The sequence below is a fragment of the Rhodococcus sp. NPDC058532 genome (assembly GCF_042719255.1).
GTDB lineage: Bacteria > Actinomycetota > Actinomycetes > Mycobacteriales > Mycobacteriaceae > Rhodococcus_G.
In genome coordinates this window covers 26,026-51,887 of the sequence record NZ_JBHXNU010000018.1, presented here as the reverse complement: position 1 = coordinate 51,887, position 25,862 = coordinate 26,026, and the positions used below count along the sequence as shown (strand labels likewise).

The following is a 25,862-nucleotide window of genomic DNA, read 5'->3' as shown; positions in this document are numbered from 1 at the left end:
GTCACCTGCGGTGACGGCGCGGAAATCTGCACCAAACTGGACGCTCGATCTACAGTTTCCCCCTACGCTGCCGCAATGACTTCCACCATCACCACACAGGGCGGCGTCGTGCGGCGTGCCACTGTGCTCGGCAGCGCGGTCGTGGCGCTGCTCCTTGCGGCGTGCGCCGCTGTGCTGATGCCCCCGTCCGCGCACGCGGACCCGAACTACCTGACGTACTCCGCCGACAACGCCGCCTGGGGTGGCATGGATCAGATCCCGGCCCTGTCCGGCGAACTGATTCCGGGCGGCGAGGCGACCTCGCAGTTCTGGGCGAGGAACGACGGCACCGAGGGCGGGCGCCTGCAGGTGTACCTGGGTAACTGGACGAAGTCCCAGAACATGCAGGCTTACGTGCGCGCCGAGATCAACGACGCGGCGGGCGCGACCGTCGAGCTGGTCAACGACGTTGCGCTGCCCGGCACCGAACTCAGCAGCATCCATCTGAACCCGGGCGAGTCCGCCAAGGTCCTGCTCGTGGTCGGGATGCCCGCCGGGGCGGGCAACGAGACCCAGGACGGCACCGTCGACCCGGCCTTCTCGCTCGACTTCGAACTCGATCCGGCTGCCGTGGCCAGCACCACGGCCGTCACCGCGGTCGCCGCCACCATCGCGGGCACCTCGGTGGAGTTGACCGCGACCGTCACGCCCGCCGAGGCCACCGGCACCGTCCAGTTCAAGGACGGCGGTACCGACATCGGTGGACCCGTGGCGCTTGCGACCGGCGTCGCGACCTACAACCACACCTTCACCACGACTGGCGCACACGAGATCACCGCCGTCTACTCCGGTGACACCGGATTCGCCACCTCCACCTCCCCCGCCCACGTCGTGACGGTGTCCAGCGCCGAACTGGTGCCGACCAGCATCACGATCTCGGGTGGTACCGCGGTCAACAACGGCACCAACATCGAGCTGATCGCGGCGGTCGCCCCGAACGCCGCGACCGGCACCGTCCAGTTCACCGACAACGGCGTCGCCCTCGGCGCCCCCGTCGCCCTGGTGAATGGTGTCGCAAAAATCAACCGGTCCTTCAATGTCGACGGTGACCACAACATCATTGCGAACTACCTCGGCGACGCCACGCACGCGCCGTCCACCTCCGTGCCGCACACCGTCACGGTCTCGAGCGTGACCCCGGAACCGGGCGGTACCGGTTCCGCAGGCTCGATGGACATGGGCTCGCTCGGCGGCCTGCTCGGCGGCAGCTGACCCTCCGGCACGACGAAGGCCCCTGCACACAAACACTGGTGCGCAGGGGCCTTCGGCTTCCCGTCGGGGTCAGCGCGTCCGGCGCCTGCTCTCGATCCGGGGGATCACGACGGTCTCGGCATCGTGGACGGTCGGGCGAACCGGTGCCGCGACCCGCGCGATCGGGACGGTGCTGGGCTCGCCGTCCGCGGGGGTGACGGCGGATTCGACGGCGGGCGCCGCGACGGCGTCATCCTTGCGTGAGCGATCGCGGAGCGCGCCGACAAACATGTAGCTGGCGTAGAGGAACAGGCCGCCAACGACAACGACGATCAGCACGGACCGCTGCTGTCCGGTGATGAGGGAGTTGACGTAGCCCATGAACGGCACGCTGTACCACAGCTTTCCGCGGATCTGCCCGGGAACGACGGGGTTGGTGTCGCGGGACGGGTTGGCATCTCCCTGCGTGACGAACGACTTCTCGCCCCGAGCGTTCGCGCGGATCTCGATGATCCGGTGGGTGACGACATCGAGCTTCCCGGATTCCTTCTGGAAGGTGATGACGTCCCCCGCCGTGAGCGCCGCGGGGTCCTCCGATTTGACGACGATGAGGGTGCCGGGCGGATAGGTCGGCTCCATCGACCCGGTGAGCACCGTGTACGGCGTTGCCCCGGTCAGTCGTGGGACGACGACGGTGAGGGCGAGGACGACGAGGACGGCGAGGAGCACGAGCCAGGAGGCGATGCTCTTGACCCATCCCCACCCGCCGAGATCGCTGTCCTCCCCGGACGCAGCAGTAGGCATGGGGGGACGCTAGCGGGACTGCGCGGAGAAGGTGAACGTGGCGGTGGTGCTCTGGCTGTGTGGAGCGTCGGCACCGACGGTGCCACGCAGACATAGCACCTCGGTCGCTCCCGGCTCCACCGCGCGCTGGAGGAAGGTCGCGCCGACCAGCGGTCCGGTGTACAACGGCGCTCCGAGGACATCACCGGCGGCCGGGCAGGCGTTCGCCGCGCCGACCAGCGTCACCGAAAGCTCCAGCGGTAGCGCAGGATTCGACTGCTCCGCACTGAGGAGTTGGTATCTCATCAGCACATCGCCGGAGTTGTGGATCGTCACCGGCGCCTGCGCATAGCCGCCCGGTGTCAGGTTGGCGCCGGAGAGCGCGGTAAACGGGTACGAACTCAGCCCGCTGCCACCCACCCCGAGGTCGAGGATGCCGGAGGTGACGGTGCCCGCGTCGAGCCGCTCGGTCTGCGTCCACAGTGCGCCGGTCTGCTGCGCGGACAGCAACGCCACGCCGATGACGGCGGCGCCGCCGATGGCCAGCCAGCGGGTCCTATTCGACATACGACTACACCTGCTTCAGGGTGACGTTGAACTGGGACAGGTTGATGGACTGCTGCATCGCTGCCGGATCGTCACTGGACTTCGGGAACGTGAACGTTACCGTCACGGTGACGGTCTCCCCGTCCAGCGCTGGCGTGACGAGTGCACCGTTCCCCTTGGCGGGCAGCGGATTCCCGTCGTGCAGGTACCGGACGACCGGAGCGCCCAGCGCGCCACCCAGGGCGGCACCGCCGGTGAGGCCGATGCCCTCAGCGGCGAGGGTCGCTTCGAGTCCCGTGCCGCGGGCGGTGATCGTGAAGTCCGTCGTGTAGGTGAGCACGTCCCCGGGGATCGCGGTAAACGTCGAGATGTCGATCGGGCCGTTCTGATCCGACCAGTGCGAGGCACCCTGCCGGGTCAGCCTGAGCGCACCGGAGGTGGTACCGCCGCCAACACCGCCGCCGGGGGCCGCCGTGGTGGTGGTCGACCCGGCCCCGGCACCGGATCCGGGGCTTCCGGTGCTGCTGGCGCTTCCGGAGTCACTCGATCCGCCAGCGGACCCGAAGTCGGGCTGGCACGCGGTGAGCAGCCCGGCGCCGCCCGCGAGCAGGACGATCGTGGCACCGGCGGTGACCGCGCGCTTGAGCTTCGACTTCATCCGACCTTCGGCTTTCATCGTTTCCCCCTGCGGGGCATCGGAATTCGTCATCACGGCGGGCCTACTCTACGACCAGTGCGGCCACGTCGGCCGGCACCGTGTCGGAAGTCGGGTCGACGGCGGTCTGCGTGCCGGTGGCTGCGTCCACGCTGGTGAGCTTCTTTCCGTCGACGATCCACAGGGTGTCGGAGCTCGTGTCCCACACCGCCTGCGCGCCGGGACCGAGGGTGCCGGTGTAGGTCGGGGTGCCGTCGCCGTCGGTGACGGTCGCGGTACCACCGGAGACGTCCGCAAAGTAGCTGCCCGAGGGCGACGGATCACCCGCTGGCGCGGTCTGAGTCGGAGCTGACGATTCCTCCTCCACCTCAGCGGGCGGGGTGGAATCCGTCGTGGTCGGCGGCGCCGGGATAACCGACGTGGACGACGGCGGCACGCTCGTCGTCGTGGTTGGAGCGGGTACCCCCGTGCTGGTGGTCGGTGCCGTGGTCGCGGTCGCGGTAGCGGATGCGGACGGGGAAACGGTCGGCTCGATCGTCGGATCCGACGGTGCCGACTCTTCCTGCGCGAGTGCATCAGGACCGGGCCCGTCACCACCGCTGACGGAGCGCGAGAAGAACCCCGCGCCGGACGTCGTGCCGGTGACGTTGCCATCGCACCACACCGTGTTGGTGTACTGCTGCCAGATCTTGGTACCCCGCCATTCCGCGGACACCTCACCGGCCGGGTTCACCGTATGAATCTCGGCGGTATAGCGCCAGTTCGTGTTCGCACCCATGTTGCCCCGGTCGATCCACTGTTCCTGATACGCGCCAGGATTCGGCGTCGGGTTGATGGTCTTCAAGATCTCGCCCTGGCCGCCCCGGACAAGAATCCGGACGGTGAACGGTGCCGGGGGGTTGGTCCAATTGACCACGGCGCCCTTGTAGCCCGCTCCGGAGTCGGTCCAGCAGTTGCTGCTGCTGACCGGCGGCAGCAGCTTGGCGGCCGACGCGAAGACCCCGCTATTGGCGGTGTTGGTGCCGGTCCAGGCGGCGCTGGTGCCGGTGGCTGACGCGGCGAGCGCGGTCAGGCCAACCGCGCCGAGCACCATCGCGGTGCGCGCGGGGACGACGCGGGTGAGCTGAAGTTTCGGGATGGGGATCTGCTGTGTCGGAGCGTCGTCGATCGTCACGGCAGGCCGCACGATGCGCTCGTGTGCGCCCGGCTCCGTCGTTCCGGAATCGTCGGAGTCGGTGTCGCCCTTGCGCTTCGATCCAGGACCGAAGGCGAGGACCATGACGCCGCCAACGAGGCCGCCGCCGAGGAAGATCGCCATCGGCGACGACAGCCAGGACACCGCGTAGCCGAGGCCGGGGACGGAGAAGAACACCCGGTCCACCTCGGTGACGGTATACGGCGAGATGTCGGCGTCCTTGTTGGCGTCGCCCTTGAGGATCAACACCGCGTTGGTGCCGTCGGTGGAGACGATCTCCCGGATGCGGTGGGTAATGCGGGTGCCCTGCTGGTCGAGGACGCTGACCACGTCACCGACGGCGAGGTCACCGGCCTCGGTGGCCTTGGACAGCGCGAGCGCACCGGTGGGGATCTCCGGTGACATCGAGCCGGAACGGAAGACCAGCGGCGTGACGCCGAACAGGAAGGACACGGCGGCGGCCAGCACGCAGATCAGGCCGGCGATGGCGCCGACATTGAGCGCGATCTCGCGGCCGCGGGACCGGCCTGCGACGGGGGTGTTCACGTGAATGGCCATGGCGCGCTCAGGCCGTCGTCGCATGGAAGTTGAAGGAGGTGTTCACCGTCTGGTTCTGCACCGCGGTCGACGCTGCCGAGTCGAGGGTCACCTGGAAGCACAGGCTCTCGCTGGCGCCGCTGGCCAGTGGCCGGGCGGTGGGAATCAGGTGTGCCGCGCCCCCGGAGGCGAGCGGAACGTTGTTCGCGATGACGGTGCCGCCGCTGCACGCCGTGCCGTTGGAGGTGCCGGTGGAGACGAGCACCTTCAGCTGCGGTGCGAGCACCGAGGAGGTGGAGTTCGCCACCATCGTGTAGGCGAACGGAACCGAACCCATGTTCTGCACGGGCAGCGCCGCGGCGACGCTGGTGCCCGGCATCATGCCGGTCTTCGTCAGGGTGGCAAAGGCGACGTCGGGCCCGCTGCTGCCGTTGAGCTGCAGGTCCACCGAGCCGGTGGAGAAGACACCGGAGGTGGCGGTGGCGGAGTCGCTCCACGCGGCGAGGGTGCCGATGGCGCCGAGCCCGAGGACGATCCCGAGGGACGCGATGGCCCTCGGCTTGCCACCGGACATCAGCGAGCGCGCTCGGGAGCCGAGCCCGGACGGAGTGCTGGGAATCTCGGAACGCGACATTCGCTGGGGCCTTTCGTGGGTCGAGCGGCTCGGGCTCTGGTTGGAACGATGGTGGTGCCGGCCGGACCACCCGAGTCGGGGGACGGGCGGTCCGGCCGGCACGTCAGGCGCCCGCCGCGTGCGCGGAAGGCGGGTCCGAGGGCTACTGCTGAGTCAGGGTGACCGTGAAGTTGCTCAGGTCGGCGGTCTTGCCCTGGTAGTCGGTTCCGGTCGCGTCGAACGCGAAGGAGGCCTTGGCCTTCACGACCTTGCCGTTGACCTGCGCGGGCGTGAGCACCCCACCCGGCACCGGTGCGCCGTCGATGGTGACGGTGATGTCCGGGTCCAGAGCCGGTGCCAGGTCCCCGGTGATGCTCGCGGCGTCCGCGACGAGCGTGGCCTCCAGGTTGTTGCCTTCCGCGGCAACCGCGAAGTCAGCGGTGTAGACGAGCACGTCCCCGGGGACGGCCTTGAAGGACGCGATGTCGGTGACGGCGGTGCCGTTGACGGTCCAGCCCGCAACGCCCTGCTGGGTCAGCGACATCGTGCCGGAGGTGATCGCACCACCGTCGATGGTGGCGGAATCGTTCCAGGCCGCCATGGTGCCCGCGCCGCCTGCGAGGAGGAGCGCGGCCGCACAGGCAGCGATGGCACCCTTGGTCTGCTTGTTCATCTGGTCAGCTTTCGTCGGACCCCACCGGGGTCTGGGAGTCGATGGTCGGAGCGGTTACGTGCGCCCAGGCAGTGGTGGGCTCTGCTTCGTGTGTGTCCGTGCTCGTTCGAGGATCGCGACGGTGACGACTGACGCCCAGAAATGGCCCTCATGGCCGACGCCGGGTTCGCGATGGGGAAGTGTCTACCACGCCAGCGAATCGTCCCGACGCGCTTTGAGGTCGTCCGTCCGAATGAATTTGGGCAGGTGTCCAAGTTGAGCCTTCATGCAACAGAGCCTCGGGCAACGCGAGCCCACGGACCTGCTGGTTCACTCCCCTCGACACCCGATTTCTGTCGGCCGATCGGCGGATACCGACAGCGCCAGCGAGTCCGTACCGTTCGCCTCCCCCGCCGCCGGGCGCGGAAAACTGCGCACTTGCCGCAGACGTCCGCTATCTCGCCGCAACAGCACCACCCGACGGCGGCTTCTTGTCCGCTCCGACTGCTACCGTCAACGCCGGAATCCCGTGACCCCCACGGTGAAGGCGCCAGGGACACCCCTCCCGTGAGACGACATTCGAGGAGCACGTTGACCGAGATCCACGCCGGCACCGGCGAGCCCGTCGCCTCGGAGCTTCGCGAACGCCGAATCGGCATCGTGGAGGACCACGAGTCGGTCGTGATGGGCCTCGAGGCGATGCTTGCCGATCATCCGAACCTCACCATCACCGCGGCCGCACCGACGGTGCCGGAGTTGCTCGCCTCGGGCGCGGACCTCGACCTCGTGATTCTCGACCTGCGCCTGGCGGACGGCTCGTCCCCGAAGTCGAACGTGGAGCAGTTGCGGGCCGCCGGGCTGGAGGCACTGGTCTTCACCAGCGCCGAGGACCCCTACCTCGTTCGTCTCGCCGCCAAGGCGGGTGTGCTCGGCGTGCTCCGCAAGTCGGAGCCCACCGCGACCGTCGTCGCCGCGATCACCCAGGCCGCGAACGGCGAGCAGGTGGTGACCACCGAGTGGGCCGCCGCCATCGACGGCGACCCCGGACTGCAGGACGTCGGCCTGAGCCCCCGTCAGCGTGACGTGCTTGCGCTGTATGCGTCCGGGGAGAAGGCCACCCGGGTCGCCAGCCTGACCGGGCTGGCACCGCACACCGTCAACGACTACCTCGGCCGGATCCGCGCCAAGTACGCCGAGGCCGGTCGCCCCGCCCGCACCAAAACCGACCTCTACAAGCGTGCGGTGGAGGACGGCTGGCTGCCCGGCCCCTCCCGTCACCCGAACGGATGACCGCCGCGTCCGGTGCGCACCGGGGCGCTACCGACCGCATCCTGCGCACCTTCGCGGTGTTCACCGGCGTCGGCTACCTCTTCTACCTGCTGCTACTGCTCCCGTCCGTGATCGGACAGGCCGACCGCCTCGACCGCTGGTGGACACCGGTGGCGACGCTCGCGGTCTTCGGATCCGGAATCGCGTTCGGGTTGTCCGCACTGTCCGCGGACAGCCGCACGGTCCGGCGCACCGCTGGGGTCGCCGCGGTGCTGTTCCTGGTCGCTCTCGGTACCGGCATGGTGGCGTGGCACGGCCCCGACCTCACCGACGGGCAGGGGGTGTGGCTGTCCGCCTTTCCCGGCGTCGCGAGCCTGGCCGCGGTCGCGGCGTGGCGTCCGGTTGTCGCCTTCGGGCACATGATCATCGCCAGCGCCGGTGTGCAGATCTTCAACGCGCTCGCCAGGGACCCCCGGATGACCAGCCCGCTGATCCCCGACATCGCGTTCTCGATCATGTTCTGCACGCTGTTCGTCGGCGCCGCGGTGATGGCGCTGCGCACCGGCCGAGTGCTGGACTCGACGCTCGACGCAACGCACGCGGCGGCCGCCGCTGCGGCGGCGCGTCACGCCCGCACCGTCGAACGCGCCCGTTTCGACGCGATGATTCACGACGGCGTGATGTCCACCCTGCTCGCCGCGTCGCGTCAGGGCACGACACCGAGCCTCAGCGCGCAGGCCGAGCGCACTCTGCGCCAATTCGACGCGCTCCGCGCCGGCCCGGCACCCGACGACCGGTTCGACGTCACCGAGATCGTCTCCCACCTGCGGACCGCGACCGGTGACGTGGACGACCACATCGATCTCGACGTGCGGCGCGCGCCGGGGCACCACACGCTGACGATGCCTGCGGAGGCGGCTCGTGCGGTCGGGGCCGCCCTGGCCGAGTCGCTGCGCAACAGCGTCCGGCATGCCGATCCCGGCGCCGAGCGCGGGGTGACGGTCACCGTGGGCGGGCGGAGCCTCACCGTCGAGGTGTCCGACAGCGGACCGGGATTCGATCCGAAAACCGTTCCCGCACACCGACTCGGACTCGCGGTCAGCATTCTCGGCCGGATGCGGCAACTGCCCGGCGGATCCGCGGCGATCGACTCACAGCCCGATGCGGGTACCCGGGTCCGGCTGTCCTGGAGTGCGCAGTGAACTCCCCTGAGCTCCAGGATAGCCGCGATGTGCGGACGCTGATCGGCATGAAGAGCCCCGCCGCGAACGCGATCGTCGCGTTCTACGCGGCAACCGTGGTGCTGCTGGCCGTGACCTCCAGGGCGGGCGTCAGCTCCTTCTGGCCGATCGCCGCCGCGGTGGTGATCGTCACGCTCGCTGCCGTTGCCCTGATCCGGGTGCCGGGTGACCCGATGCCGCTCGTGCCGACCCTGCTGACCACGGCAACCGGGCCGGTCACGGTCGCCCTGGTGCTGGCCGTGCTGCCGATCCCGATCGCGAATCCGCTGCAGCTGTGGCCGCTGGGCGCAGTGACCGCGATCTACGCGTTCATGGGGGTTCGTGGTCGGACCTGGTTCGCGTGGCTGGGGATGCTCTCGACGATCGGCACCTGTGTGGTGTGGTCGACGCTGACCGGGCAGGGCGCCGCCCACGGTCTCGCGATGTCGGTCATCAACATCGCCCCGCTGCTGATGGCGACCTTCTTCGCCTACACGATCCGGCCGGCGGCGCGGGACATCTTCGAGTTGCGGGCCCAGACCACCCGCAGGGCGGCCGCCGAGGCCGCGGACAGCGCGGTCCTCGAGGAACGAGATCGTCAGCTACGCAGGCTCGACGAGCAGGCCCGACCCCTGCTCGATCAGATCGCCGCCGGTGAGTCCCTCGACGAGAGCGAGCGGCTCGCGTGCCGACTCCTCGAAGCGCATCTTCGAGACAGTGTCCGGGCGCCGGTGTTGTCCGACCGTGCCGTGGTGGTCGCGGCGCGCGACGCGCGGGCCCGCGGAGTCGAGGTGACCCTGCTCGATGACGGGGCCATGAACTTCGTCGCGGACGACGCCCGCCGCCGCTTTTTCGACCACGTCGCCTGCGAGCTGTCCGCCGCCACCGCGGGCGGGGTGACGGTCCGAATCCTGCCGCCGGGTCGGGCCGCGTCCGCGACGGTGCTGTGCAGCACGGCGGACGTGGTGCGCCGCACCGAGTTCGGCACCGACGGCCGCCCGCTCCGCGCCTGATGGAGGTGTCGATCGGCATCCGAGGTGAGAGGGCGGATTCGGCGCTGACCCGGCTCCCCGAGCCGCGCTGACATAGCAGTGCGGTGATCTCACGGGATGTCACGGCACCTCCCCGCCCGCCGCCGCCCCGCCACCACCGCCACCGGTGCGGCGATGCCGATACCCCTCAAAATTCGGATCCCACTCCGCCCGCCACGCCTGCAGGTCGGCCGCGTTACGGGCGGTGATCACGCCGTGCAGGATCCCGAACAACTCGTCGAGATGGTGCCGATGGTTGACCCGCGGCGTTCGAGTCGGGTCGATATGCGCGGGCGGCGTCCACTCGGTTCGACCGGGATGACCCGAGCCCGGGCCCGCGACCGCGGTCCCCCAGCCGCCGGGCCCGTCCTTCACCAGCGCGTGACAGCCATCGCACACGAGATCGAGGGAGTCGATGTCGGTGCGGCCGTTGCGATCCCACTCGATGAGATGATGGACGGCGGTCATCGTCGCGGGCGCATCACAGCCGGGCCGGGTGCACCCCCTCGACGCCGCAATCAACGCCAAACGCTGATCCGCCGAAGCTAACCGTTTCGCCCGACCAAGGTGCAGCGGCCGACCCGCGTGATCGAAAAGCACCAGCACCGGATGCGCCCGCTCCGCAAGCCGCAGCGCATCGGTGATCGGGACGATCCCCCCGGAAGCGGTGGTGACGACCCCCGACGCCTCCTCCAACTGCCGCAGGGTCATCGTGATGATCGCCGTCGCGGGCAGCCCCCGATGCCGACCCAACGCCCCCGACCCGAGCAGGTGCCGCAACCCGACCTGCAACGCATCATGATTGCGCTGACTGGTCGTGCGGGTATCGCGGGCCGCCGCCCGCACCATCGCATCGTGATCGAGATGCTCGGCCTCGCAATCCCCGGACGGGGAGTCCGGGTCGTCGGGGTTGTTCATTCCCGGCCGGGCCATCTTCGCCAGCAGCGGCTCGAGCAGCGCCCGCGTCTGCGGGTCGAGCAACCCGGAGATCGGGGTCATCAGGTCGGCCCGTTGCCTCCCGACCCGCAACCCGCGTTGCCTGGCCCGATCGGCATCGGAGAAGTTCCCGTCCGGATTCAGGTACGCGAGCAGGTCAAGACCGGCCCGCAGGACGTACTTCGGGTCGGCCTGCCGCGCGACCATCGCCAGGACCGCCTCCGCCGCCTCGCGCTTCGCGTCGTCGACGGACGCCGGGACCTGACGCATGATCTCCCGGACCGCCTCGACATGCTTGAGCCCGATCTCGCCCTCGCGCAACGCTTTCGCGGTGTCCGGGTACACCGCCCGCAGGCCCTCACCACGGCAGTCGTGCCAGGTGCCGGTGTCCTTCGCGGACCGCAGCCGCGACTGCGCCTGCGACTCGCTGATCCGGACGGTCTTGACCAGAAACTCGACCGGCGACCTGACGTCGAACACCGCGTGCAGCGACCGTTCGGCAGATTCGACGAGAACCTGCTGATCGGCGGCCACCAGCTTCCGCATCGACCGCTCAAGGCGCTGCAGCACATGAACGATGTCGTCGTTGGACAGGCCGGTCAGCCGGTCTCCGAGGAGACGGTCGACGGCGGCGTCGAGGGCGGACAGGTGCTCGTCCACCCGCTCCACCGACCCCGCAGCCCCCGAACTCATGTTCGAAGTCTACTGCGGGGGTACGACACGTTCCGGAGCGCGACCGGCCTGCGTGACCCGGACGGAAGTCAGCTGCCCCCATTTTCATGGGCACGGAAGTCGCGGCTGGTGCACCGGGGGCACGGCACCTAGATTCGAGTCACCGAGGGCTCGGAACGCGGGGTCGAGCCCTCCATCCACTTTCTCCAGGGGGCGACATGACCGCTGCGCTGAATCACCATCTCGTCCATTCACCGTCGCACGCCGTGGCCTCGCACGGCACCCGGATGCGGCGCCGCCCGCAGCTGTCCACCCGCGAGGTCGAGGTGTTGCTGCACTGGCTGCGCTGCGACTCCAAGAACACCGTTGCCGCCGACCTCTACCTGTCCATCGGCACCGTGAACACCCATCTCGCGCGGATCCGCACCAAGTACCGCGAGGTCGGCCGCTCCGCCCCGACGAAGGCGGCGCTGGTGGCCCGGGCCGTGCAGGACGGGCTGATCTCCCTCGACGAGCTGTGACCGGCGCCCCGTTCGGCCACCCCGGATGAGCGTCACCGCCGACCCCGGCCTCGCCGCGCGGCCCCCCGCCGATGCCGACCCGCCCGACCGGACCGGCTCCGAGGTTAACCGCCGCCCCGGAGCCGGCATCGACCGCGCCGACCCCGCCGCGCCGCGCCGCGGCACCAAACCGACGCACCGACTCGGCACCGCCGAGGACCGCATCGTGCGCACCTTCGCCCGGTTCCTTGGCGCCGCCGGGCTGCTGTTCGGCGTCCTGCTCGCCCCCGGTGCCGTCGCCCTGTCGATCGTCCCGGTCTGGTGGACGGTGACCACCGGCGCCCTCGTCCTCGTCCCGCTCCTCGCGTTGCTGCCTGCGAGCCGCGCCGCCGACACACGCTGGATCCGCCGCAGCGCGAGCGCGGCGGCGATCGGCTACCTGCTCGGACTGCTGTGGTTTCCCCTCGTCGCCGACGGGCACATCCCGCCGAACCGGGACATCTGGGTGACCACCTTCCCCGGCCTGATCACGATGGCGGCGGCACTCCGCTGGCGACCAAGGACCAGCCTGATGTACCTGGCGGCCGCGGTGAGCGCCGCCGAGGTGGTCCGCTACGTCGCCAGGGCGGGTCAGGAGCACGTGGTGCTGCCGGTCGAGATCGCGTCGACCCTGGTGTTCTGCGGCCTGTTCGTCGTCGCGACGATCGCGGCGGTCCAGACCGGACGCGCACTGGACCGGGCCGTCGAGGTGTCCGTGTCGCGCTCCGGCACCGCGGCGGCCCACGCCGCGCAGGATGTCGAACGCAGCCGCTTCCACGCCCTCATCCACGATCGGGTGATGTCCGTGCTGCTGGGTCTGGCCCGGCAGGGCGCCACCCCCGAAATGAGTGAGCAGGCGGCGATCGCCGTCGCCGAACTCGACGCGCTGCGTGACAGCACGGTGGCCGACGAGGGGCTCGACATCCACACCGCGGTCGGGCTGATCCGCGCCGCCCTCGTGAAGGTGGATGGCGATGTCCCCGTCGAGGTCGAGATCGACACTGCCGCGCTCACCGTGCCACGGCTCGCCGCGCGGGCCATCGCGTCCGCGGCCGCGGAAGCACTGCGCAACAGCGTCCGGCACGCCGACACCGCATCGCGCGCCGCGGACCGCCTCGTCGCGATCGACGCCGACCAGCACGGGGTGCGCGTCATCGTCGCCGACAACGGCTGCGGCTTCGATCCGGGTCAGGTGCCCGGATACCAACTCGGGATCACGATGAGCATCCGGGAACGCATGGCGACCGCGGACGGGTGCACCGTCGACCTCCGTTCCGCGCCAGGCGACGGCACTCAGGTCACCCTGCTGTGGTCGGCGGCGACGTGACCGCACCGACCCGGCCCGGCGCCGCGCGTGATGTCGCGGCCCGGGACATCCGCACCCTGCTGTGGATGGATCGGCCGATCGCGAAGGTCGTCGCGGTCGTGTTCTGCCTCAGCTCCGGATTGCGCGCGGTCACCTATCTCGACGACGTCGAGCAGGTGTGGCCGGTCCTGGCCGCCCTGCTGCTGGTCACCGCGGGTGCCCTCGCGATCGTCGGCGTCGCTGGCGATCCGCTGCCACTGCCGACCGCCGCGATCCTGGCCGGGCTCGGCCCGGTCGCGTGCCTGCTGGTGTTGCCACAACTGCCCGCGCACGGCTGGATCATGAGCGACATCTGGCACATGCGGCCGGTCACGGTCATCCTCTGCTTCATGTCGGTCCGCGGGCGAATGGCGCTGTCCTGCCTCGGTGCGGTGTCGACGATGCTCACCTTCACCCTGTGGGGCGCGCTGACCGGCCAGGACTGGGGTGCGGTCGCCCGGATGTCCGCGGTGATCCTGGCCCCGGTCCTGATCTCGGTGCTGGTTGCGGTCACGGTCCGGCCGATGGCCTTCACGGTGTTCACACTGCGTGAGCGGGAGAGCGACCGGGCCGCGGACGAGGCGATGACCGAGGCCGCCACCACCGAACGCGACCGGCAACTGCGCGCGCTCGACGCGTCGGCCAGGCCAGTTCTCGAGGCCGCGGCCGCTGGTACCGCGTTCGATGAGGACGCCCGACTGCGCTGCATCGTCCTCAAGGAACAACTGCGGGACACCCTGCGGGCGCCGGTGTTCGCGGACGACGAACCCCTCCGCCGGGCGACCGCGGCGGCCCGGCACCGCGGCACCAGGGTGATCCTGCTCGACGACGGCGGGCTCACCGACGACACGCTGACCGACCGGGTCCGGGTCGCGTTGGTCGACGAACTCGATGCCACCGCGGGCGGCACCCTCACCGCCCGCGCGCTGCCGCCCGGCCGCGACACCGTCGCGACGATCGTCGTCGAGGAGGGCGAGTGGGTGCGTCGGCTCGAGTTCGACGCCGCCGGTGCCGTGCGGGCGGAGGTCCGTAACGGCGACGTCCCTGACCGCGACTATCAGGCTGTCCGGACCATCGTTGACGCCTAAACTTGGGCAGCTGTCCTGCCCCCAGAATTCTCGTCTCGGCGGCCCGACGGCTAACTCCTAGAATTCTCTCAGCCATGCGTGTTCCGGTGGGACACGCCCCGACGGCGCACCACCTGAGGACATCGATGACCGCAACCCTCGCCGCCACCACCCATCGACCCGGCTCGGCCGAACACACCGCCGTTGCCCGCCCGCTCCGGAGGCCCGTTCTCTCGCCGCGGGAGGTCGAGGTGCTGGTCGCCTGGCTCCGCTGCGACTCCAAGAACACCGTTGCCGCCGAACTCTTCCTATCCCTCGGCACCGTCAACACCCATCTTTCCCGGATCCGCGCCAAGTACGCCGCGGTGAATCGGCGCGCCACCACCAAGGCCGCGCTCGTCGCCCGCGCCATCCAGGACGAACTGATCTCGCTCGACGAGCTCTGACCCGGCTCCGGCGCAGGCCTGACCGCTCGGCACCGCCGGAAACCCTCCCGGTCCAGTTATCCGGCCGCATCGGAAGTGCGCCGCCACCGACACGACCGCCTCGATACCCGCCTCGCGGCGCTCCGGGGAGGGCGATGCGCAAGGATCGACCGATGACCGTGTCCCCCTCACGCCGACCGCTCCGGCGGACGGTCGAACTCCTCGACCGGACCCCGCGCTGGGTGTCAATCCTGCTCGGCGTCGGGTGCGCGGCGCTCGGGCTGGCGCTGCTCACCCGCCCCCTCACGTCCCTCACCCTCCTCGGGATCCTGATCGGCGCGGCCTGCGTCACCACCGGTGTCAGCGACCTGATGGCGGCGTCACGGTCAGCGACTCCGCGTACCGGCCGCGTCCTCGGTGTGGCATGGATCCTGCTCGGTATCGCGATCGTGGGGTGGCTCGGCCACACCATCGGCCTTCTCGCCCCGGTCGTCGCGGTCGCCCTGGTGTGCAGTGGCGTCACCCGGCTCGTCCGGGTCCTGCGCGGCGACGCGGATGAACGCGCCGCCACCGTGCTGTTCGGGTCGGCGGACATCGTATTCGGCGCCGTTGCCTGGTTCTGGCCGGATGTGACGCTGCTTGTCGTGTCCCTACTGTTCGGGATCCGCACGGTCGTGTTCGGGGTGACGCGGATCTGGGCGGGCGTCACCGGCCGCCCCGACCGGTCCGACGCGCCACCGGTGCGGCGGCCCGTCGCGCGCTTCGGCCGGACCGTCGCGGCCACACTCGCCTTCGCCCTCGCCATCGGTACGGCGGTGCTCGGCCATCAGATGCGCACCGGCACACCAACGGTCGACGCGTTCTACACCGCTCCTGCCAGCGTCCCCGCCGAGCCGGGGGCACTGCTGCGGGTCGAACCGTTCACCCGCGACGTGCCCGACGACGCCATCGCGTGGCGCATCCTCTACACCACCACCCGCGACGAGGGTGCGCCCGCGCTCGCCAGCGGAATCGTGATGGTAGGCAGGGGCGCACCGGCCGGCCCCCGCCCGGTGATCGCGTGGGCGCACGGCACCACCGGCTATGGCAGGCAGTGCGCGCCCAGCCTGGTGCCAGCACCATTCGAGTCCGGTGCCCTGCCCGCCGAATCCGCGCTGCTGGACCGCGGTTGGGCCCTGGTCGCCACCGACTATGTGGGGCTCGGCACCGAGGGCCCGCACCCGTACCTGATCGGGCAGGGCGAGGCCCGGTCGGTGCTCGACGCCGTCCTGGCTGCCCGACAGCTGGACGGCGTGCACCTGTCGGACCGGACCGTGGTGTGGGGGCATTCGCAGGGCGGGCACGCCGCACTCTGGACGGGGATCCTCGCGCCGAGCTACGCGCCGGATGCCGGGGTGGTCGCGGTCGCGGCGATGGCACCGGCCAGTGATCTCGTCGGTCTGGTCGGGGCGCTGCCGGGGATCACCGGCGGCAGCCTCTTCGCGTCGTATGTGCTCGCCGCCTACCCCGCCGTGTACCCGGACATCGATCCCGACAGCTATGTCCGGCCTGCCGCACGGACCCTGCTCCGGGAGATGTCGACCCGGTGCCTGTCCGAGCCCGGCGTGGTCGCATCGGCACTGACGGCGCTGTCGATGTCCGGCGACGGGCCGTACCTCCGGCAGGATCCGACGCTCGGCGCGTTCGGTCGGCGGCTCGCCGAGAACATCCCCGCCGGCCCGCTTTCCGTGCCGCTGCTGCTGGCGCAGGGCGAGACCGATCCGCTCGTCACCCCGGCCATGCAGTCCGGCTTCGTGGACGCCAAACGCCGCGAGGGATGGGAGGTCGACTACCGCACGTACCCCGATCGTGACCACATCGGACTGGTCGCCGACGACTCCGGGTTCATCCCCGAGTTGCTGGCCTGGACCGAACGGCAGTTCTGAGGCGCGCGAGGCCCCGACGTCGACCGGGCTGCGGAACCCCCTGCCAGCACCGATGTTCCGCGGATCGCGCTGTGTAACACCGGCGCGGAGGCCAGCGATCTCGATCCTGGACATTCGAGTTCCAGGTATCAGGGTCGATGCAGTCTCGATATGGGGGTGGGTTATGAGAAGGACCATTGCGGTGTTGGCGGTCGCCTTCGGACTTGTGGTGGCGGGGTGCGCCGACGGCGACGCGCCGAACGACAACGGGGCGGTGAGCGCATCACCTGCGGCAACAACCATCACCGCCTCGGCGTCGACCACGGCCCCGGCGCCGTCCGCTGCCCCGGCGCTGTCCGCTGTCGCCGAGCCACCGGTGTCGGTGGGAGCCACCGGCGGTGCCGGCGCGGCGGGCGCGACCGAGGTGGTGAACGAACCGCCCGGTGTCGAGCAGGCGACCGAACCGCCCGGTGTCGGCCAGGACGATGGCGGGAACGATCCGGGACAGTACGTCGACCCCAACCCGTACGACTGCGTCGGCGACATCTGCCCCAATCCCTATCCGGATGCGCCGCAACCGGATCCGAACGCCGATCCGGCGAACCCGCAGATCGTCTGGTGCGGAACGGACAAGAACGTCCACAACCGTGGCGCGACGGTGTACGACGACGGATCCTGGTCGCCGTGGACGCAGGCCTGCGCCGACGAGTTCGATGCCGTGAACGATCCGCCCAACCCGCCGGGAACGATGGGCGGCGGCGGAGCCGTGGCCGGCCCGTGCCGCCCCGACGAGGAGGGCACGATCACGCACACCCCGGACATGCGCAAGCAACAGTGCACGGGCGGCCATTGGGTCTACATCCGCTGACCGCAAGGCAATCCGCCGGGTGCGACTGGGTTCCGCCGTCGGGGTTCGAGTAACACGGCGTCACCCTCGGCCGATTCACCAGCAGAGGTCACTGTGTGAGATGCAGCCGAAGGAGCGAGGATGAAGCAGAAGATGATTCGCGCCGCCATCGCAGGCGCCGCGGCGATCGGAATCGCCACCGGCGGGGTTGTCGCCGCCGCTCCCGCGCAGGCAGCGCCGGTGGGCCCCGTCGATCTCGATCTGACCGGTGGGGTCTACTGCGCGTTCGGACGGCCTGGCGATCCGTGGGTGGACTCGTGGTACATGGTCCGGTGGATGGAGGTCACCGCGCACGGCCGGGACTGGCCCAACGTGACCCTTCAGGAGTTCAACGGCGCCCAGCAGTTCACCCCGATGCTGAAGCAGGGCGAGAAGCTGCGGATCGAGACGAAGTGGTTCGGCTGCTTCCCCAGCTCCATTTCCGGCTACACCATCTCGAGTGATGTCGATCCGCTGCAGAACAACATCGGGTGGTGGGCGAACGTGGAGCGGCGGGGCGACGGGCCCGGCAGCGGCAGCTAGGAATCGGCTCCGGCCACGGACCCGACCTGGAGGATCCGCAGGAACGAGCTGCGGGTGGCCCGCGATGTTGTTACCGGTCCGTAGCAGAATGGACCTGACAACATGACGAGCTTTTCAGGTTTGGAGATGACTGTGCAGCTGATCGGAGTGATCGGTGGCGGCACCATGGGTGCCGGAATCGCCGAGGTGTGCGCGAAGGCCGGGAGCGACGTCCTGGTCCTCGAGACCAAGCAGGAGTTCGCGGACGCCGCCACCGCGCGGATCGCGTCGTCGATCTCCCGCGGCGTCGCCAAGGGCAAGATCAGCCAGGAAGAGGCCGATGCGGCCATCGCGCGGGTCCGGGTCACCCTCGACATTGAGGAGTTCGCGGACCGCGACCTGGTCATCGAGGCCGCCCCGGAGATCGAGGCGCTGAAGTACGAGATCTTCGGCAAGCTCGACCGGATCGTCAAGCCGTCCGGCATCCTCGCCACCAACACCTCCTCGATCCCGGTGATCAAGGTTGCCGGCGCAACGCAGCGCCCCGCGCAGGTGGTCGGCGTGCACTTCTTCAACCCGGTGCCGGTGATGCCGCTGGTGGAGATCATCTCCACCCTGGTCACCTCCCCGGAGACCGCGGCCGCGGTCACCGACTACGCCAAGAACACGCTGCGCAAGACCACGGTGCAGGCCGGTGACCGGTCCGGGTTCATCGTCAACGCGCTGCTCATCCCGTACCTGTGCCAGGCGGTGCGGATGCTCGAGTCGGGTTACGCCTCGGCCGAGGACATCGACGCCGCGATGAAGGGCGGCTGCGGCTACCCGATGGGCCCGCTGACGCTGCTCGACACCGTCGGCCTCGACATCGCGCTTGCCGCGGCGGAGTCGCTGTACGCCGAGTTCGCCGAGCCGCACTACGCCCCGCCTGCCCTGCTGCGCCGCATGGTCGATGCAGGCCGTCTCGGCAAGAAGACCGGCCGCGGCTTCTACGACTACCAGTAATCAGCTCCGCTGACCGTGCGTGATTTTCACCCCGACCGGGGTAAAAATCACGCACGGGCGGCGCAGCCGCGGGGGTCAGCTGAGCGAGGCGAGGGCGGCACCTACGGTGAGGACCGCGCCGAGACCGCCGATGATCGTGCCAGCACCGGACACGATCGGCTGGATCTGCTTGATGAGGGCGATGTCATCCTCGGACGATCCGGCGCGGGTTGCACGTGCGACTGCCATTGAACTTCTCCTTGAGATGGGTGAGTGGGCGAGCGGGATGTATGTAACCGGACCGCACCGCCCGATTCGGTGTGCCGACGCCTGATCCCACCCGTCGTCGCAGGCAGCGGTTTTGAATCCGGGTGAGGTCAATGTCGCGGCGTACCGTCACTACCCATGACGGTCCCGCTGAGGACGCGCACCGGGCGGGCGGTGATCCTCGCGACAGTGCTGGGCTCGTCGGTGGCGATGCTCGACGCGACGGTGGTGAACCTCGCCCTCCCCCGGATCGGCGAGGATCTCGGCGCCTCCGTCGCCGACCTGCAGTGGGTGGTCAGCGGATACACCCTGACCCTGGCGTCGCTGATCCTGCTGGCAGGTGCCCTCGGTGACCGGCTCGGTCGACGCCGGGTCTTCGTCTGGGGAACGGTCTGGTTCACCGCGGCGTCGGTGGTGTGCGCCCTCGCCCCGACCATCGAACTGCTGGTCGCGGCGCGGATCGTGCAGGGGGTCGGCGCGGCGCTGCTCACCCCGGGCAGCCTCGCGCTGCTGTCCGGGGCGATCGCACCCGACGACCGCGGCACCGCGATCGGGTTGTGGTCGGGGCTCGGTGGTGTCGCGTCGGCGGCCGGTCCACTGCTCGGCGGCTGGCTGGTCGAGGTCGGTTCGTGGCGGGCGGTGTTCTGGCTGAACGTCCCCCTCGCCGCGGCGGTGGTGTGGGTGTCCGTACGGCACGTCCCCGAGAGCCGCGACCCCGACCCGTCCGAACGACTCGACCTTCCCGGTGCCGCGCTGGGCGTCCTCGCGCTCGTCTTCCTCACCTACGGCCTGATCGCCGGGCAGGCCGCCCCGCTGATCGTCGGCGGTGCCGCATTCGCCGCGTTCGTTGCCGCGGAACTGCGCGGCTCCGAGCCGCTGGTCCCGCCGTCCCTGTTCCGATCCCGGGTGTTCACCGCAGCGAACCTCGTCACGCTGACGGTGTATGCCGCGCTGGGCGGGGTGTTCTTCCTGCTCGTCCTGCAGCTGCAGATCGTCGTCGGCTACTCGCCGATCGCGGCTGGGCTCGCGACGCTGCCGATCACCGTCCTGATGCTGGCGTTGTCCGCTCGGACCGGCCGCTGGGCGCAGCACCATGGTCCGCGGCTGCCGATGACAGTCGGTCCCCTCATCGGTGCGGCCGGGCTCGTGCTGATGCTCCGAATCGGCCCCGACGCTTCGTATCTCGCCGACGTCCTGCCCGCGGTCACGGTGTTCGGGCTCGGATTGTCCACGCTGGTGGCGCCGCTCACCGGTGCGGTGCTGAACTCGGTGCCCACCGAACGCTCCGGGATCGCGTCGGGAGTCAACAACGCCGTCGCCCGCACCGCGCAATTGCTCGCCGTTGCGGCACTTCCCGGGCTCGCGGGGATCACCGGCACCACCGATGTGCGGGCGTTCTCGAACGGATTCGGGGTTGCGATGCTGGCCTGCGCGGGGCTGATGCTGGCGGGAGCCGTCCTGGCAGCGGTGCTCCTGCCGCGGCAGGGCACCGTCGTGACGGCACCCGATTCGATCGAGTGCCGCCCGCACTGCGACGTCGCGGCACCGACCCTCGACCCGCGGCGGCCCGAAACCGACCGGCCGTGACGACGCCTGAGCCGCGACTGCCCCTTTCCAAACCGGCCGCGGGCTGGAAACGTGGACGGTGGTGCGCGCCCGGCGTTCGTGCGGGCGGGCCAGCCGGACCGAATTTCCACCGCGAAAGGACGTCGCCGATGCCCACACGTTCCCGCTACCCGGACGGCGTCCCGTGCTGGGTCGACCTGTCCGCCGCCGACCCGGCCACCGCGAAGCACTTCTACACCGGACTGCTGGGGTGGGAGTTCGAGGACATGCCCAATCCCGGCGGCGGTGTCTATTCGATGGCCCACCTGCGCGGCCACACCGTCGGTGCGATCGGCGGGCACCCACCCGGCGTCCCGGACGGCACGCCATCGCACTGGAACACCTACCTCGCCGCCGGGGATGTCGCCGCGGCGACCGCGAGGGCCGTCAGCGCAGGCGGGCAGGTCCTGATGGGGCCCGACGACGTCGGGGACGCGGGCCGAATGGCGTTCCTGACGGATCCGACCGGGGCGGTGATCGGCCTGTGGGAGTCCGGGCAGCACCTCGGCGCCACGCTGGACAAGGAGTCGGGGACGCTCGTCTGGTCCGAGCTGGTCACCCCCGAACCGGAGACCGCGCTCGCCTTCTACGGCAGCGTGGTGGGGATGACGCACACCGCGACGCCGATGCCGGGCGGGTCGTACCTCGTGTTGCACGCCGGCGGCGAGGACATCGGTGGGTGCACACGACCGAGCCTGGCGCAGGCCCCCGCGCACTGGCAGGTCTACTTCGCCGTCGACGACCCGGATATCGCTGCCGAAACAGCCTCCACCGCAGGCGGATCGGTGCTCGTCGCACCGTTCGACGTCGCCGGCGCTGGTCGCATCGCCGTGCTCGCTGATCCGACCGGCGGGGTGTTCAGCGTCCTACGACCCGACCCCACCCAACGGTAGGGCGGCCGTGGCACTGGAGTGGCTCGCGCTGCTGCGGCGAGCCCACCACGAGTTCTCCACCCGCATCACCGCGGTCACCGAGTGGTCCGTCCCGACCCCCGACACCGACTGGGACGTCACCGATCTGGTCCGGCATGTCGTCACCGAACAGCAGTGGGTGCCGCCACTTCTCGGGGGTCTGACCGTCGAGCAGGCGGAGTCCCGGATTCGGCCGCTCGGCGAGGACCTGCGCCGAGAATGGCAACTGCACTCCGGGTTGGCGATCGCCGCGTGGAACGCGGCACCACCGGCCGCGCCCGTGCACCTGTCCTACGCGACGGCGACGGTGGAGCACTATCTGCGCGAACAGGTTTCCGACATCACCATCCACGCGTGGGATCTGGCCCGCGCGGTCGGCGCCGATGAGGAACTGGATCCGGGTCTCGTCGCCGCGGTGTGGGATGTCCTCGACGAGCAGCGGGACCTGCTCGCCGCCAGCGGTCTGTTCGCGACACCGGTGCCGATACCGGCGGACGCGTCGCCCCAGGACCGGCTTCTCGCGTTGACCGGCCGCGACCCGCGGCCCTCCGCGACCGGGCGCACTTCGGGAGGTATGCGATGACAAGCGAACCCGACATCAAACCCCGCAGCAGGGACGTGACCGACGGCTTGGAGAAGACCGCGGCGCGCGGGATGCTCCGGGCCGTCGGCATGGGCGACGACGACTGGGGCAAGTCGCAGATCGGTGTCGCGTCGTCGTGGAACGAGATCACCCCGTGCAACCTGTCCCTGGACCGGCTGGCGCAGGCCGTCAAGGACGGGGTGCACGCCGCGGGCGGGTATCCCCTCGAGTTCGGCACCATCTCGGTCTCCGACGGCATCTCGATGGGCCACGAGGGCATGCACTTCTCGTTGGTGTCCCGGGAGGTGATCGCGGACAGCGTCGAAACCGTCATGGAGGCGGAGCGTCTCGACGGGTCGGTGCTGCTTGCGGGGTGCGACAAGTCGCTGCCCGGGATGCTGATGGCCGCCGCGCGACTGAACCTGGCGTCGGTGTTCCTGTATGCCGGGTCGATCCTGCCGGGGACCGCGACCCTCTCCGACGGCACCGAGAAGGACGTCACGATCATCGACGCGTTCGAGGCGGTCGGGGCGTGTGTGCGCGGGCTGATGAGCCGCGCGGACGTCGATGCGATCGAGCGGGCAATCTGCCCCGGCGAGGGCGCGTGCGGCGGCATGTACACCGCAAACACGATGGCGAGTGCCGCGGAGGCGCTTGGCATGTCGCTCCCCGGTTCGGCGTCCCCGCCCGCCACCGACCGCAGGCGGGACGGCTACGCCCGCCGCAGCGGGCAGGCGGTGGTCGAGCTGCTGCGCCGCGGCATCACGCCGTCGGACATCCTGACCGCGGAGGCGTTCGAGAACGCGATCGCGGTGGTGATGGCGTTCGGCGGTTCCACGAATGCGGTGCTGCACCTGCTCGCCATCGCGAACGAGGCCGGGGTTCCGCTGACCCTGGACGACTTCACGCGGGTCGGTGCGCGGGTCCCACACCTGGCGGACGTCAAGCCGTTCGGGGCGTACGTGATGAAGGACATCGACCGCATCGGCGGCGTCCCGGTCGTCATGAAGGCCCTGCTCGACGCCGGGCTGCTGCACGGCGACTGCCTGACGGTGACCGGCCGCACTGTCGCCGAGAACCTCGCCGACATCGCCCCGCCCGATCCCGACGGCAAGGTGCTGCGGTCGATGAGCACGCCGATTCACCCGACCGGTGGCATCACGATCCTGTCCGGGTCGTTGGCGCCGGGCGGGGCGGTGGTCAAATCCGCCGGCTTCGAATCCGACGTCTTCACCGGTACCGCACGGGTTTTCGACCGCGAACGGGCGGCGCTCGACGCCCTCGAGGACGGCACGATCACCGCGGGCGACGCGGTCGTGATCCGCTACGAGGGGCCGAAGGGCGGACCGGGGATGCGGGAGATGCTCGCGATCACCGCCGCGATCAAGGGCGCCGGGCTCGGCAAGGACGTGCTGCTGCTGACCGACGGGCGGTTCTCCGGCGGCACCACCGGGCTCTGCGTCGGTCATGTCGCGCCCGAGGCGGTGGACGGCGGACCGATCGCCTTCGTCCGGGACGGCGACACGATCCGTCTCGACGTCGCGACCGGCCGCCTTGACGTGCTGATCGACGAATCCGAGTTGACGCGGCGCGCACACGGTTGGGAACCGCTGCCGCCCCGGTATACCCGAGGGGTACTGGCCAAGTACGCGAAGCTCGTCGGGTCGGCGTCGAACGGAGCGGTGTGTGGCTGAGCGGTCGAGCGAACGGCGGCAGGCCCTCGAGTTCGCGATGATCCAGGCCGAGGTGGAGCGCAATCTGCTCGGCGGGGAGATCAAGTACACCCGCGACCAGGTCGCCGAGCTCGCCGGGATCCCCTTGGAGAGAGCGCAACGCCTGTGGGTGGCAATGGGATTCGCGCACGCCACCAATCCGGATGTGCCGATGTTCACCGATGCCGACGTCGCTGCGCTGCAGTCGATCACCTCCCTCGTCGACCGGGGCATCATCGATCCGGATTTGGAGGTACCGGTGACGCGCGCGCTCGGCCAGTCGTTCGCACGACTCGCGGAGTGGCAGCTCGGCCTGCTCAACGGGCACATCGTCGCGCGGATCCGCGACCACGAACCCGAGGAAGTCGTCGACGTGCACGCGGTGGCGGCGGAGGCAACCCTCGTCGCGGAGCAGATGCTGCCGACCCTGGAGGCGCTGCAGTCGTACGCGTGGCGTCGGCACCTCGCGTCCCACGCGGCACGGTTCCTCGACAGTCGACGTGAGGACATCGACACCCGGACGCTGACGATCGGATTCGCGGACATGGTCGGCTACACGAGCCTGACCCGGCGCCTCGACATCACCGAACTGACCGATCTGCTCGAGTTCTTCGAATCCACCGTCACGAACGTGATCGGTCAGAACCGCGGCTGGGTGATCAAGAACGTCGGTGACGAGGTGCTGTTCGCGGTCGAGGATCCCGCCGACGGTGCGCGGATTGCGTTGGCACTGCAGGACGCGGCGTCGAGCACCGAGGAACTGCCGAGCCTGCGGGTCGGCCTCGCGCGCGGCGAGGTGCTGGTGCGCTTCGGCGACGTGCACGGGTCGGTCGTGAACATCGCCGCCCGGCTCACCAGCGCCGCGCGCCCGGGAACGGTGCTCGTCGACGAGAGGATGGCCGAGGCCCTCGGCGCGGCCGACGACGTCCAGCTGCGGTCGCTGCGGACCCTCCGGGTCCGCGGCTACAACCGACTGCGGGCGTACGCGCTGCGCCGGTGACCTCGCCGCGGGCCCTACGTGCCGAGCGACTCCAGCGCGGTCCGCGCCTCCTCGAGCTGCCTGCTCAGTTCCTCGACCCGCTTGGCCGCGGCATCCCGTGCTGCGGTGATCACCGACTCGACGGCGTCCTGCGCGGTCGGGTCACCGAGCTCGCGAACGGCCCGCTCGACCGCGTCGGCGGCGACCGGCGCCGCCTTCCCCGGCCGCTTCGCGCCGTGCGTGACCGTGACCGTCCATTCGCCGCCCGCCGCGGCGTGCAGCGTCACGCTGACGCCAGCCGGTTCCTTCGCCCGCCGGGGCCGCTTGGGTGCAGGCGTGGGCGATGAGGCGTGCGGGACATCGGTATTCGGTGCGGTCACGGCAGCCTTCGCGGTCGTCGGGGCGGGCGGGGTGGAGGTGCGTGGTGGTGCCGAGGGTGTCGGTGCGCCAGCGGCCGACCGGTCCAAGGCGGATCGCGCGGACGCCGACCGGGTTCGGCCCGGCGCCGCCGCCGGCTTCGGAGCCGCCTTGGCCGCCTGCTTCGCTGGCGCCCGGGTCAGGCGCAATTCGTCTGCCTCGAACGGCAGTTCGTCGTTCACACCCTTCGGCCGGATCAGCACGGTGGTGCCGTCGACGGACACCACCTTCGCGGAGCAGCCCGCGGCAAGGCCGAGGCTCGGGGTCGCCTCGTTGAGGTAGACGGTGGCGCGTTTACCGGCGGACACCGCCGCGGCCAGGTCGGTCAGATCCTGCCCGGTGAGGTGATCACCGGGCCGTGTGCGAGGGGCCATCCGCGA

General features: G+C 70.3%; 26 protein-coding genes. 17 read left to right on the top strand and 9 right to left on the bottom strand.

Features of this window, described 5'->3' with window-relative positions; genetic code table 11:
• Nucleotides 1-75 precede the first annotated feature (75 nt).
• Nucleotides 76-1,251, top strand: coding sequence for an Ig-like domain-containing protein (locus ACFWQG_RS19210; protein WP_378509235.1), 1,176 nt, complete (start codon nt 76-78; stop codon nt 1,249-1,251).
• Nucleotides 1,252-1,320: 69 nt separating this feature from the next.
• Here the strand turns inward: ACFWQG_RS19210 and ACFWQG_RS19205 are convergent, their stop codons facing one another.
• The 6 genes from ACFWQG_RS19205 to ACFWQG_RS19180 all read right to left on the bottom strand — a co-directional run bounded on the left by ACFWQG_RS19205 (nt 1,321) and on the right by ACFWQG_RS19180 (nt 6,232).
• Entirely contained in the window at nt 1,321-2,034 is a 714-nt protein-coding gene (locus ACFWQG_RS19205; RefSeq protein WP_378509234.1) for a signal peptidase I, read from the bottom strand.
• 9 nt (nt 2,035-2,043) lie between these two features.
• Complete coding sequence (locus ACFWQG_RS19200; protein ID WP_378509233.1) at nt 2,044-2,580, bottom strand: hypothetical protein; 537 nt, start codon at nt 2,578-2,580, stop codon at nt 2,044-2,046.
• A gap of 4 nt (nt 2,581-2,584) precedes the next feature.
• Nucleotides 2,585-3,235 carry an alternate-type signal peptide domain-containing protein gene (locus ACFWQG_RS19195; protein ID WP_378509232.1) on the bottom strand — a complete coding sequence of 217 codons (651 nt, stop codon included), beginning with the start codon at nt 3,233-3,235 and terminating at the stop codon, nt 2,585-2,587.
• Between the two features lie 43 nt (nt 3,236-3,278).
• On the bottom strand, nt 3,279-4,967 hold the full coding sequence (locus ACFWQG_RS19190) for a signal peptidase I (RefSeq protein ID WP_378509231.1): 1,689 nt from the start codon (nt 4,965-4,967) through the stop codon (nt 3,279-3,281).
• A gap of 7 nt (nt 4,968-4,974) precedes the next feature.
• The gene (locus ACFWQG_RS19185) at nt 4,975-5,580 is read right to left on the bottom strand and encodes a SipW-dependent-type signal peptide-containing protein (RefSeq protein ID WP_378509230.1); all 606 of its coding nucleotides are present in this window, start codon (nt 5,578-5,580) and stop codon (nt 4,975-4,977) included.
• Between the two features lie 142 nt (nt 5,581-5,722).
• Nucleotides 5,723-6,232, bottom strand: coding sequence for an alternate-type signal peptide domain-containing protein (locus ACFWQG_RS19180; protein WP_378509229.1), 510 nt, complete (start codon nt 6,230-6,232; stop codon nt 5,723-5,725).
• Nucleotides 6,233-6,895: 663 nt separating this feature from the next.
• On the opposite strand from ACFWQG_RS19180, the gene ACFWQG_RS19175 reads away from it, so the two are divergent.
• The 3 genes from ACFWQG_RS19175 to ACFWQG_RS19165 are packed head-to-tail and all read left to right on the top strand — an operon-like array spanning nt 6,896 to nt 9,713.
• A complete protein-coding gene (locus ACFWQG_RS19175; RefSeq protein ID WP_378509269.1) occupies nt 6,896-7,501 on the top strand; it encodes a DNA-binding response regulator in 606 nt (201 codons plus the stop codon).
• Entirely contained in the window at nt 7,498-8,682 is a 1,185-nt protein-coding gene (locus tag ACFWQG_RS19170) for a sensor histidine kinase (protein WP_378509228.1), read from the top strand. The genes ACFWQG_RS19175 and ACFWQG_RS19170 overlap by 4 nt, the downstream gene beginning before the upstream one ends.
• Before the next feature lie 47 nt (nt 8,683-8,729).
• Nucleotides 8,730-9,713 carry a hypothetical protein gene (locus ACFWQG_RS19165; RefSeq protein WP_378509227.1) on the top strand — a complete coding sequence of 328 codons (984 nt, stop codon included), beginning with the start codon at nt 8,730-8,732 and terminating at the stop codon, nt 9,711-9,713.
• A 99-nt stretch (nt 9,714-9,812) separates the two neighbouring features.
• Here ACFWQG_RS19165 and ACFWQG_RS19160 read toward each other — a convergent pair whose 3' ends face one another.
• The gene (locus ACFWQG_RS19160; RefSeq protein WP_378509226.1) at nt 9,813-11,360 is read right to left on the bottom strand and encodes a DUF222 domain-containing protein; all 1,548 of its coding nucleotides are present in this window, start codon (nt 11,358-11,360) and stop codon (nt 9,813-9,815) included.
• Between the two features lie 86 nt (nt 11,361-11,446).
• On the opposite strand from ACFWQG_RS19160, the gene ACFWQG_RS19155 reads away from it, so the two are divergent.
• The 8 genes from ACFWQG_RS19155 to ACFWQG_RS19120 all read left to right on the top strand — a co-directional run bounded on the left by ACFWQG_RS19155 (nt 11,447) and on the right by ACFWQG_RS19120 (nt 19,029).
• Nucleotides 11,447-11,860, top strand: coding sequence for a LuxR C-terminal-related transcriptional regulator (locus ACFWQG_RS19155; protein ID WP_378509225.1), 414 nt, complete (start codon nt 11,447-11,449; stop codon nt 11,858-11,860).
• 25 nt (nt 11,861-11,885) lie between these two features.
• Complete coding sequence (locus tag ACFWQG_RS19150; protein WP_378509224.1) at nt 11,886-13,205, top strand: sensor histidine kinase; 1,320 nt, start codon at nt 11,886-11,888, stop codon at nt 13,203-13,205.
• Nucleotides 13,202-14,311, top strand: a complete 1,110-nt coding sequence (locus ACFWQG_RS19145; RefSeq protein WP_378509223.1) for a hypothetical protein — start codon at nt 13,202-13,204, stop codon at nt 14,309-14,311. The genes ACFWQG_RS19150 and ACFWQG_RS19145 overlap by 4 nt, the downstream gene beginning before the upstream one ends.
• 125 nt (nt 14,312-14,436) lie before the next feature.
• Nucleotides 14,437-14,736, top strand: a complete 300-nt coding sequence (locus ACFWQG_RS19140; protein ID WP_378509222.1) for a response regulator transcription factor — start codon at nt 14,437-14,439, stop codon at nt 14,734-14,736.
• 152 nt (nt 14,737-14,888) lie between these two features.
• Complete coding sequence (locus ACFWQG_RS19135) at nt 14,889-16,640, top strand: lipase family protein (RefSeq protein ID WP_378509221.1); 1,752 nt, start codon at nt 14,889-14,891, stop codon at nt 16,638-16,640.
• A 163-nt stretch (nt 16,641-16,803) separates the two neighbouring features.
• Nucleotides 16,804-17,487: a hypothetical protein gene (locus tag ACFWQG_RS19130; protein ID WP_378509220.1), complete on the top strand. Its 684-nt coding sequence runs from the start codon at nt 16,804-16,806 to the stop codon at nt 17,485-17,487.
• Between the two features lie 120 nt (nt 17,488-17,607).
• Nucleotides 17,608-18,048: a hypothetical protein gene (locus ACFWQG_RS19125; protein WP_378509219.1), complete on the top strand. Its 441-nt coding sequence runs from the start codon at nt 17,608-17,610 to the stop codon at nt 18,046-18,048.
• Between the two features lie 132 nt (nt 18,049-18,180).
• The gene (locus ACFWQG_RS19120) at nt 18,181-19,029 is read left to right on the top strand and encodes a 3-hydroxybutyryl-CoA dehydrogenase (RefSeq protein ID WP_378509268.1); all 849 of its coding nucleotides are present in this window, start codon (nt 18,181-18,183) and stop codon (nt 19,027-19,029) included.
• Nucleotides 19,030-19,104: 75 nt separating this feature from the next.
• Here ACFWQG_RS19120 and ACFWQG_RS19115 read toward each other — a convergent pair whose 3' ends face one another.
• Nucleotides 19,105-19,257 (bottom strand): hypothetical protein, encoded by a 153-nt coding sequence (locus tag ACFWQG_RS19115; RefSeq protein WP_378509218.1) that lies wholly within the window; start codon nt 19,255-19,257, stop codon nt 19,105-19,107.
• A gap of 156 nt (nt 19,258-19,413) precedes the next feature.
• Here ACFWQG_RS19115 and ACFWQG_RS19110 point away from each other — a divergent pair, with 156 nt between their 5' ends.
• The 5 genes from ACFWQG_RS19110 to ACFWQG_RS19090 all read left to right on the top strand — a co-directional run bounded on the left by ACFWQG_RS19110 (nt 19,414) and on the right by ACFWQG_RS19090 (nt 25,086).
• The gene (locus tag ACFWQG_RS19110) at nt 19,414-20,862 is read left to right on the top strand and encodes an MFS transporter (RefSeq protein ID WP_378509217.1); all 1,449 of its coding nucleotides are present in this window, start codon (nt 19,414-19,416) and stop codon (nt 20,860-20,862) included.
• A 128-nt stretch (nt 20,863-20,990) separates the two neighbouring features.
• Nucleotides 20,991-21,773 (top strand): VOC family protein, encoded by a 783-nt coding sequence (locus tag ACFWQG_RS19105; RefSeq protein ID WP_378509216.1) that lies wholly within the window; start codon nt 20,991-20,993, stop codon nt 21,771-21,773.
• Between the two features lie 7 nt (nt 21,774-21,780).
• Nucleotides 21,781-22,374 (top strand): TIGR03086 family metal-binding protein, encoded by a 594-nt coding sequence (locus ACFWQG_RS19100; protein ID WP_378509215.1) that lies wholly within the window; start codon nt 21,781-21,783, stop codon nt 22,372-22,374.
• Nucleotides 22,371-24,068 carry a dihydroxy-acid dehydratase gene (gene ilvD, locus ACFWQG_RS19095; RefSeq protein ID WP_378509214.1) on the top strand — a complete coding sequence of 566 codons (1,698 nt, stop codon included), beginning with the start codon at nt 22,371-22,373 and terminating at the stop codon, nt 24,066-24,068. The genes ACFWQG_RS19100 and ilvD overlap by 4 nt, the downstream gene beginning before the upstream one ends.
• Complete coding sequence (locus tag ACFWQG_RS19090) at nt 24,061-25,086, top strand: adenylate/guanylate cyclase domain-containing protein (protein ID WP_378509213.1); 1,026 nt, start codon at nt 24,061-24,063, stop codon at nt 25,084-25,086. Before ilvD ends, ACFWQG_RS19090 begins: the two co-directional genes overlap by 8 nt.
• A gap of 14 nt (nt 25,087-25,100) precedes the next feature.
• Here the strand turns inward: ACFWQG_RS19090 and ACFWQG_RS19085 are convergent, their stop codons facing one another.
• The gene (locus ACFWQG_RS19085) at nt 25,101-25,856 is read right to left on the bottom strand and encodes a DUF6319 family protein (RefSeq protein ID WP_378509212.1); all 756 of its coding nucleotides are present in this window, start codon (nt 25,854-25,856) and stop codon (nt 25,101-25,103) included.
• Nucleotides 25,857-25,862: the final 6 nt, after the last annotated feature.

Excerpts from the sequence above, each read along its gene's own strand:
- ACFWQG_RS19190 (WP_378509231.1), bottom strand. The coding sequence starts at position 4,967 with ATGGCCATTCACGTGAACACCCCCGTCGCAGGCCGGTCCCGCGGCCGC.
- ACFWQG_RS19140 (WP_378509222.1), top strand. The coding sequence starts at position 14,437 with ATGACCGCAACCCTCGCCGCCACCACCCATCGACCCGGCTCGGCCGAA.
- ACFWQG_RS19185 (WP_378509230.1), bottom strand. The coding sequence starts at position 5,580 with ATGTCGCGTTCCGAGATTCCCAGCACTCCGTCCGGGCTCGGCTCCCGA.
- ACFWQG_RS19150 (WP_378509224.1), top strand. The coding sequence starts at position 11,886 with ATGAGCGTCACCGCCGACCCCGGCCTCGCCGCGCGGCCCCCCGCCGAT.
- ACFWQG_RS19200 (WP_378509233.1), bottom strand. The coding sequence starts at position 2,580 with ATGTCGAATAGGACCCGCTGGCTGGCCATCGGCGGCGCCGCCGTCATC.
- ACFWQG_RS19170 (WP_378509228.1), top strand. The coding sequence starts at position 7,498 with ATGACCGCCGCGTCCGGTGCGCACCGGGGCGCTACCGACCGCATCCTG.
- ACFWQG_RS19165 (WP_378509227.1), top strand. The coding sequence starts at position 8,730 with ATGAAGAGCCCCGCCGCGAACGCGATCGTCGCGTTCTACGCGGCAACC.
- ilvD (WP_378509214.1), top strand. The coding sequence starts at position 22,371 with ATGACAAGCGAACCCGACATCAAACCCCGCAGCAGGGACGTGACCGAC.
- ACFWQG_RS19110 (WP_378509217.1), top strand. The coding sequence starts at position 19,414 with ATGACGGTCCCGCTGAGGACGCGCACCGGGCGGGCGGTGATCCTCGCG.
- ACFWQG_RS19180 (WP_378509229.1), bottom strand. The coding sequence starts at position 6,232 with ATGAACAAGCAGACCAAGGGTGCCATCGCTGCCTGTGCGGCCGCGCTC.
- ACFWQG_RS19160 (WP_378509226.1), bottom strand. The coding sequence starts at position 11,360 with ATGAGTTCGGGGGCTGCGGGGTCGGTGGAGCGGGTGGACGAGCACCTG.
- ACFWQG_RS19205 (WP_378509234.1), bottom strand. The coding sequence starts at position 2,034 with ATGCCTACTGCTGCGTCCGGGGAGGACAGCGATCTCGGCGGGTGGGGA.
- ACFWQG_RS19130 (WP_378509220.1), top strand. The coding sequence starts at position 16,804 with ATGAGAAGGACCATTGCGGTGTTGGCGGTCGCCTTCGGACTTGTGGTG.
- ACFWQG_RS19135 (WP_378509221.1), top strand. The coding sequence starts at position 14,889 with ATGACCGTGTCCCCCTCACGCCGACCGCTCCGGCGGACGGTCGAACTC.
- ACFWQG_RS19125 (WP_378509219.1), top strand. The coding sequence starts at position 17,608 with ATGAAGCAGAAGATGATTCGCGCCGCCATCGCAGGCGCCGCGGCGATC.
- ACFWQG_RS19085 (WP_378509212.1), bottom strand. The coding sequence starts at position 25,856 with ATGGCCCCTCGCACACGGCCCGGTGATCACCTCACCGGGCAGGATCTG.
- ACFWQG_RS19155 (WP_378509225.1), top strand. The coding sequence starts at position 11,447 with ATGGGCACGGAAGTCGCGGCTGGTGCACCGGGGGCACGGCACCTAGAT.
- ACFWQG_RS19175 (WP_378509269.1), top strand. The coding sequence starts at position 6,896 with ATGGGCCTCGAGGCGATGCTTGCCGATCATCCGAACCTCACCATCACC.
- ACFWQG_RS19105 (WP_378509216.1), top strand. The coding sequence starts at position 20,991 with ATGCCCACACGTTCCCGCTACCCGGACGGCGTCCCGTGCTGGGTCGAC.
- ACFWQG_RS19210 (WP_378509235.1), top strand. The coding sequence starts at position 76 with ATGACTTCCACCATCACCACACAGGGCGGCGTCGTGCGGCGTGCCACT.
- ACFWQG_RS19195 (WP_378509232.1), bottom strand. The coding sequence starts at position 3,235 with ATGAAAGCCGAAGGTCGGATGAAGTCGAAGCTCAAGCGCGCGGTCACC.
- ACFWQG_RS19115 (WP_378509218.1), bottom strand. The coding sequence starts at position 19,257 with ATGGCAGTCGCACGTGCAACCCGCGCCGGATCGTCCGAGGATGACATC.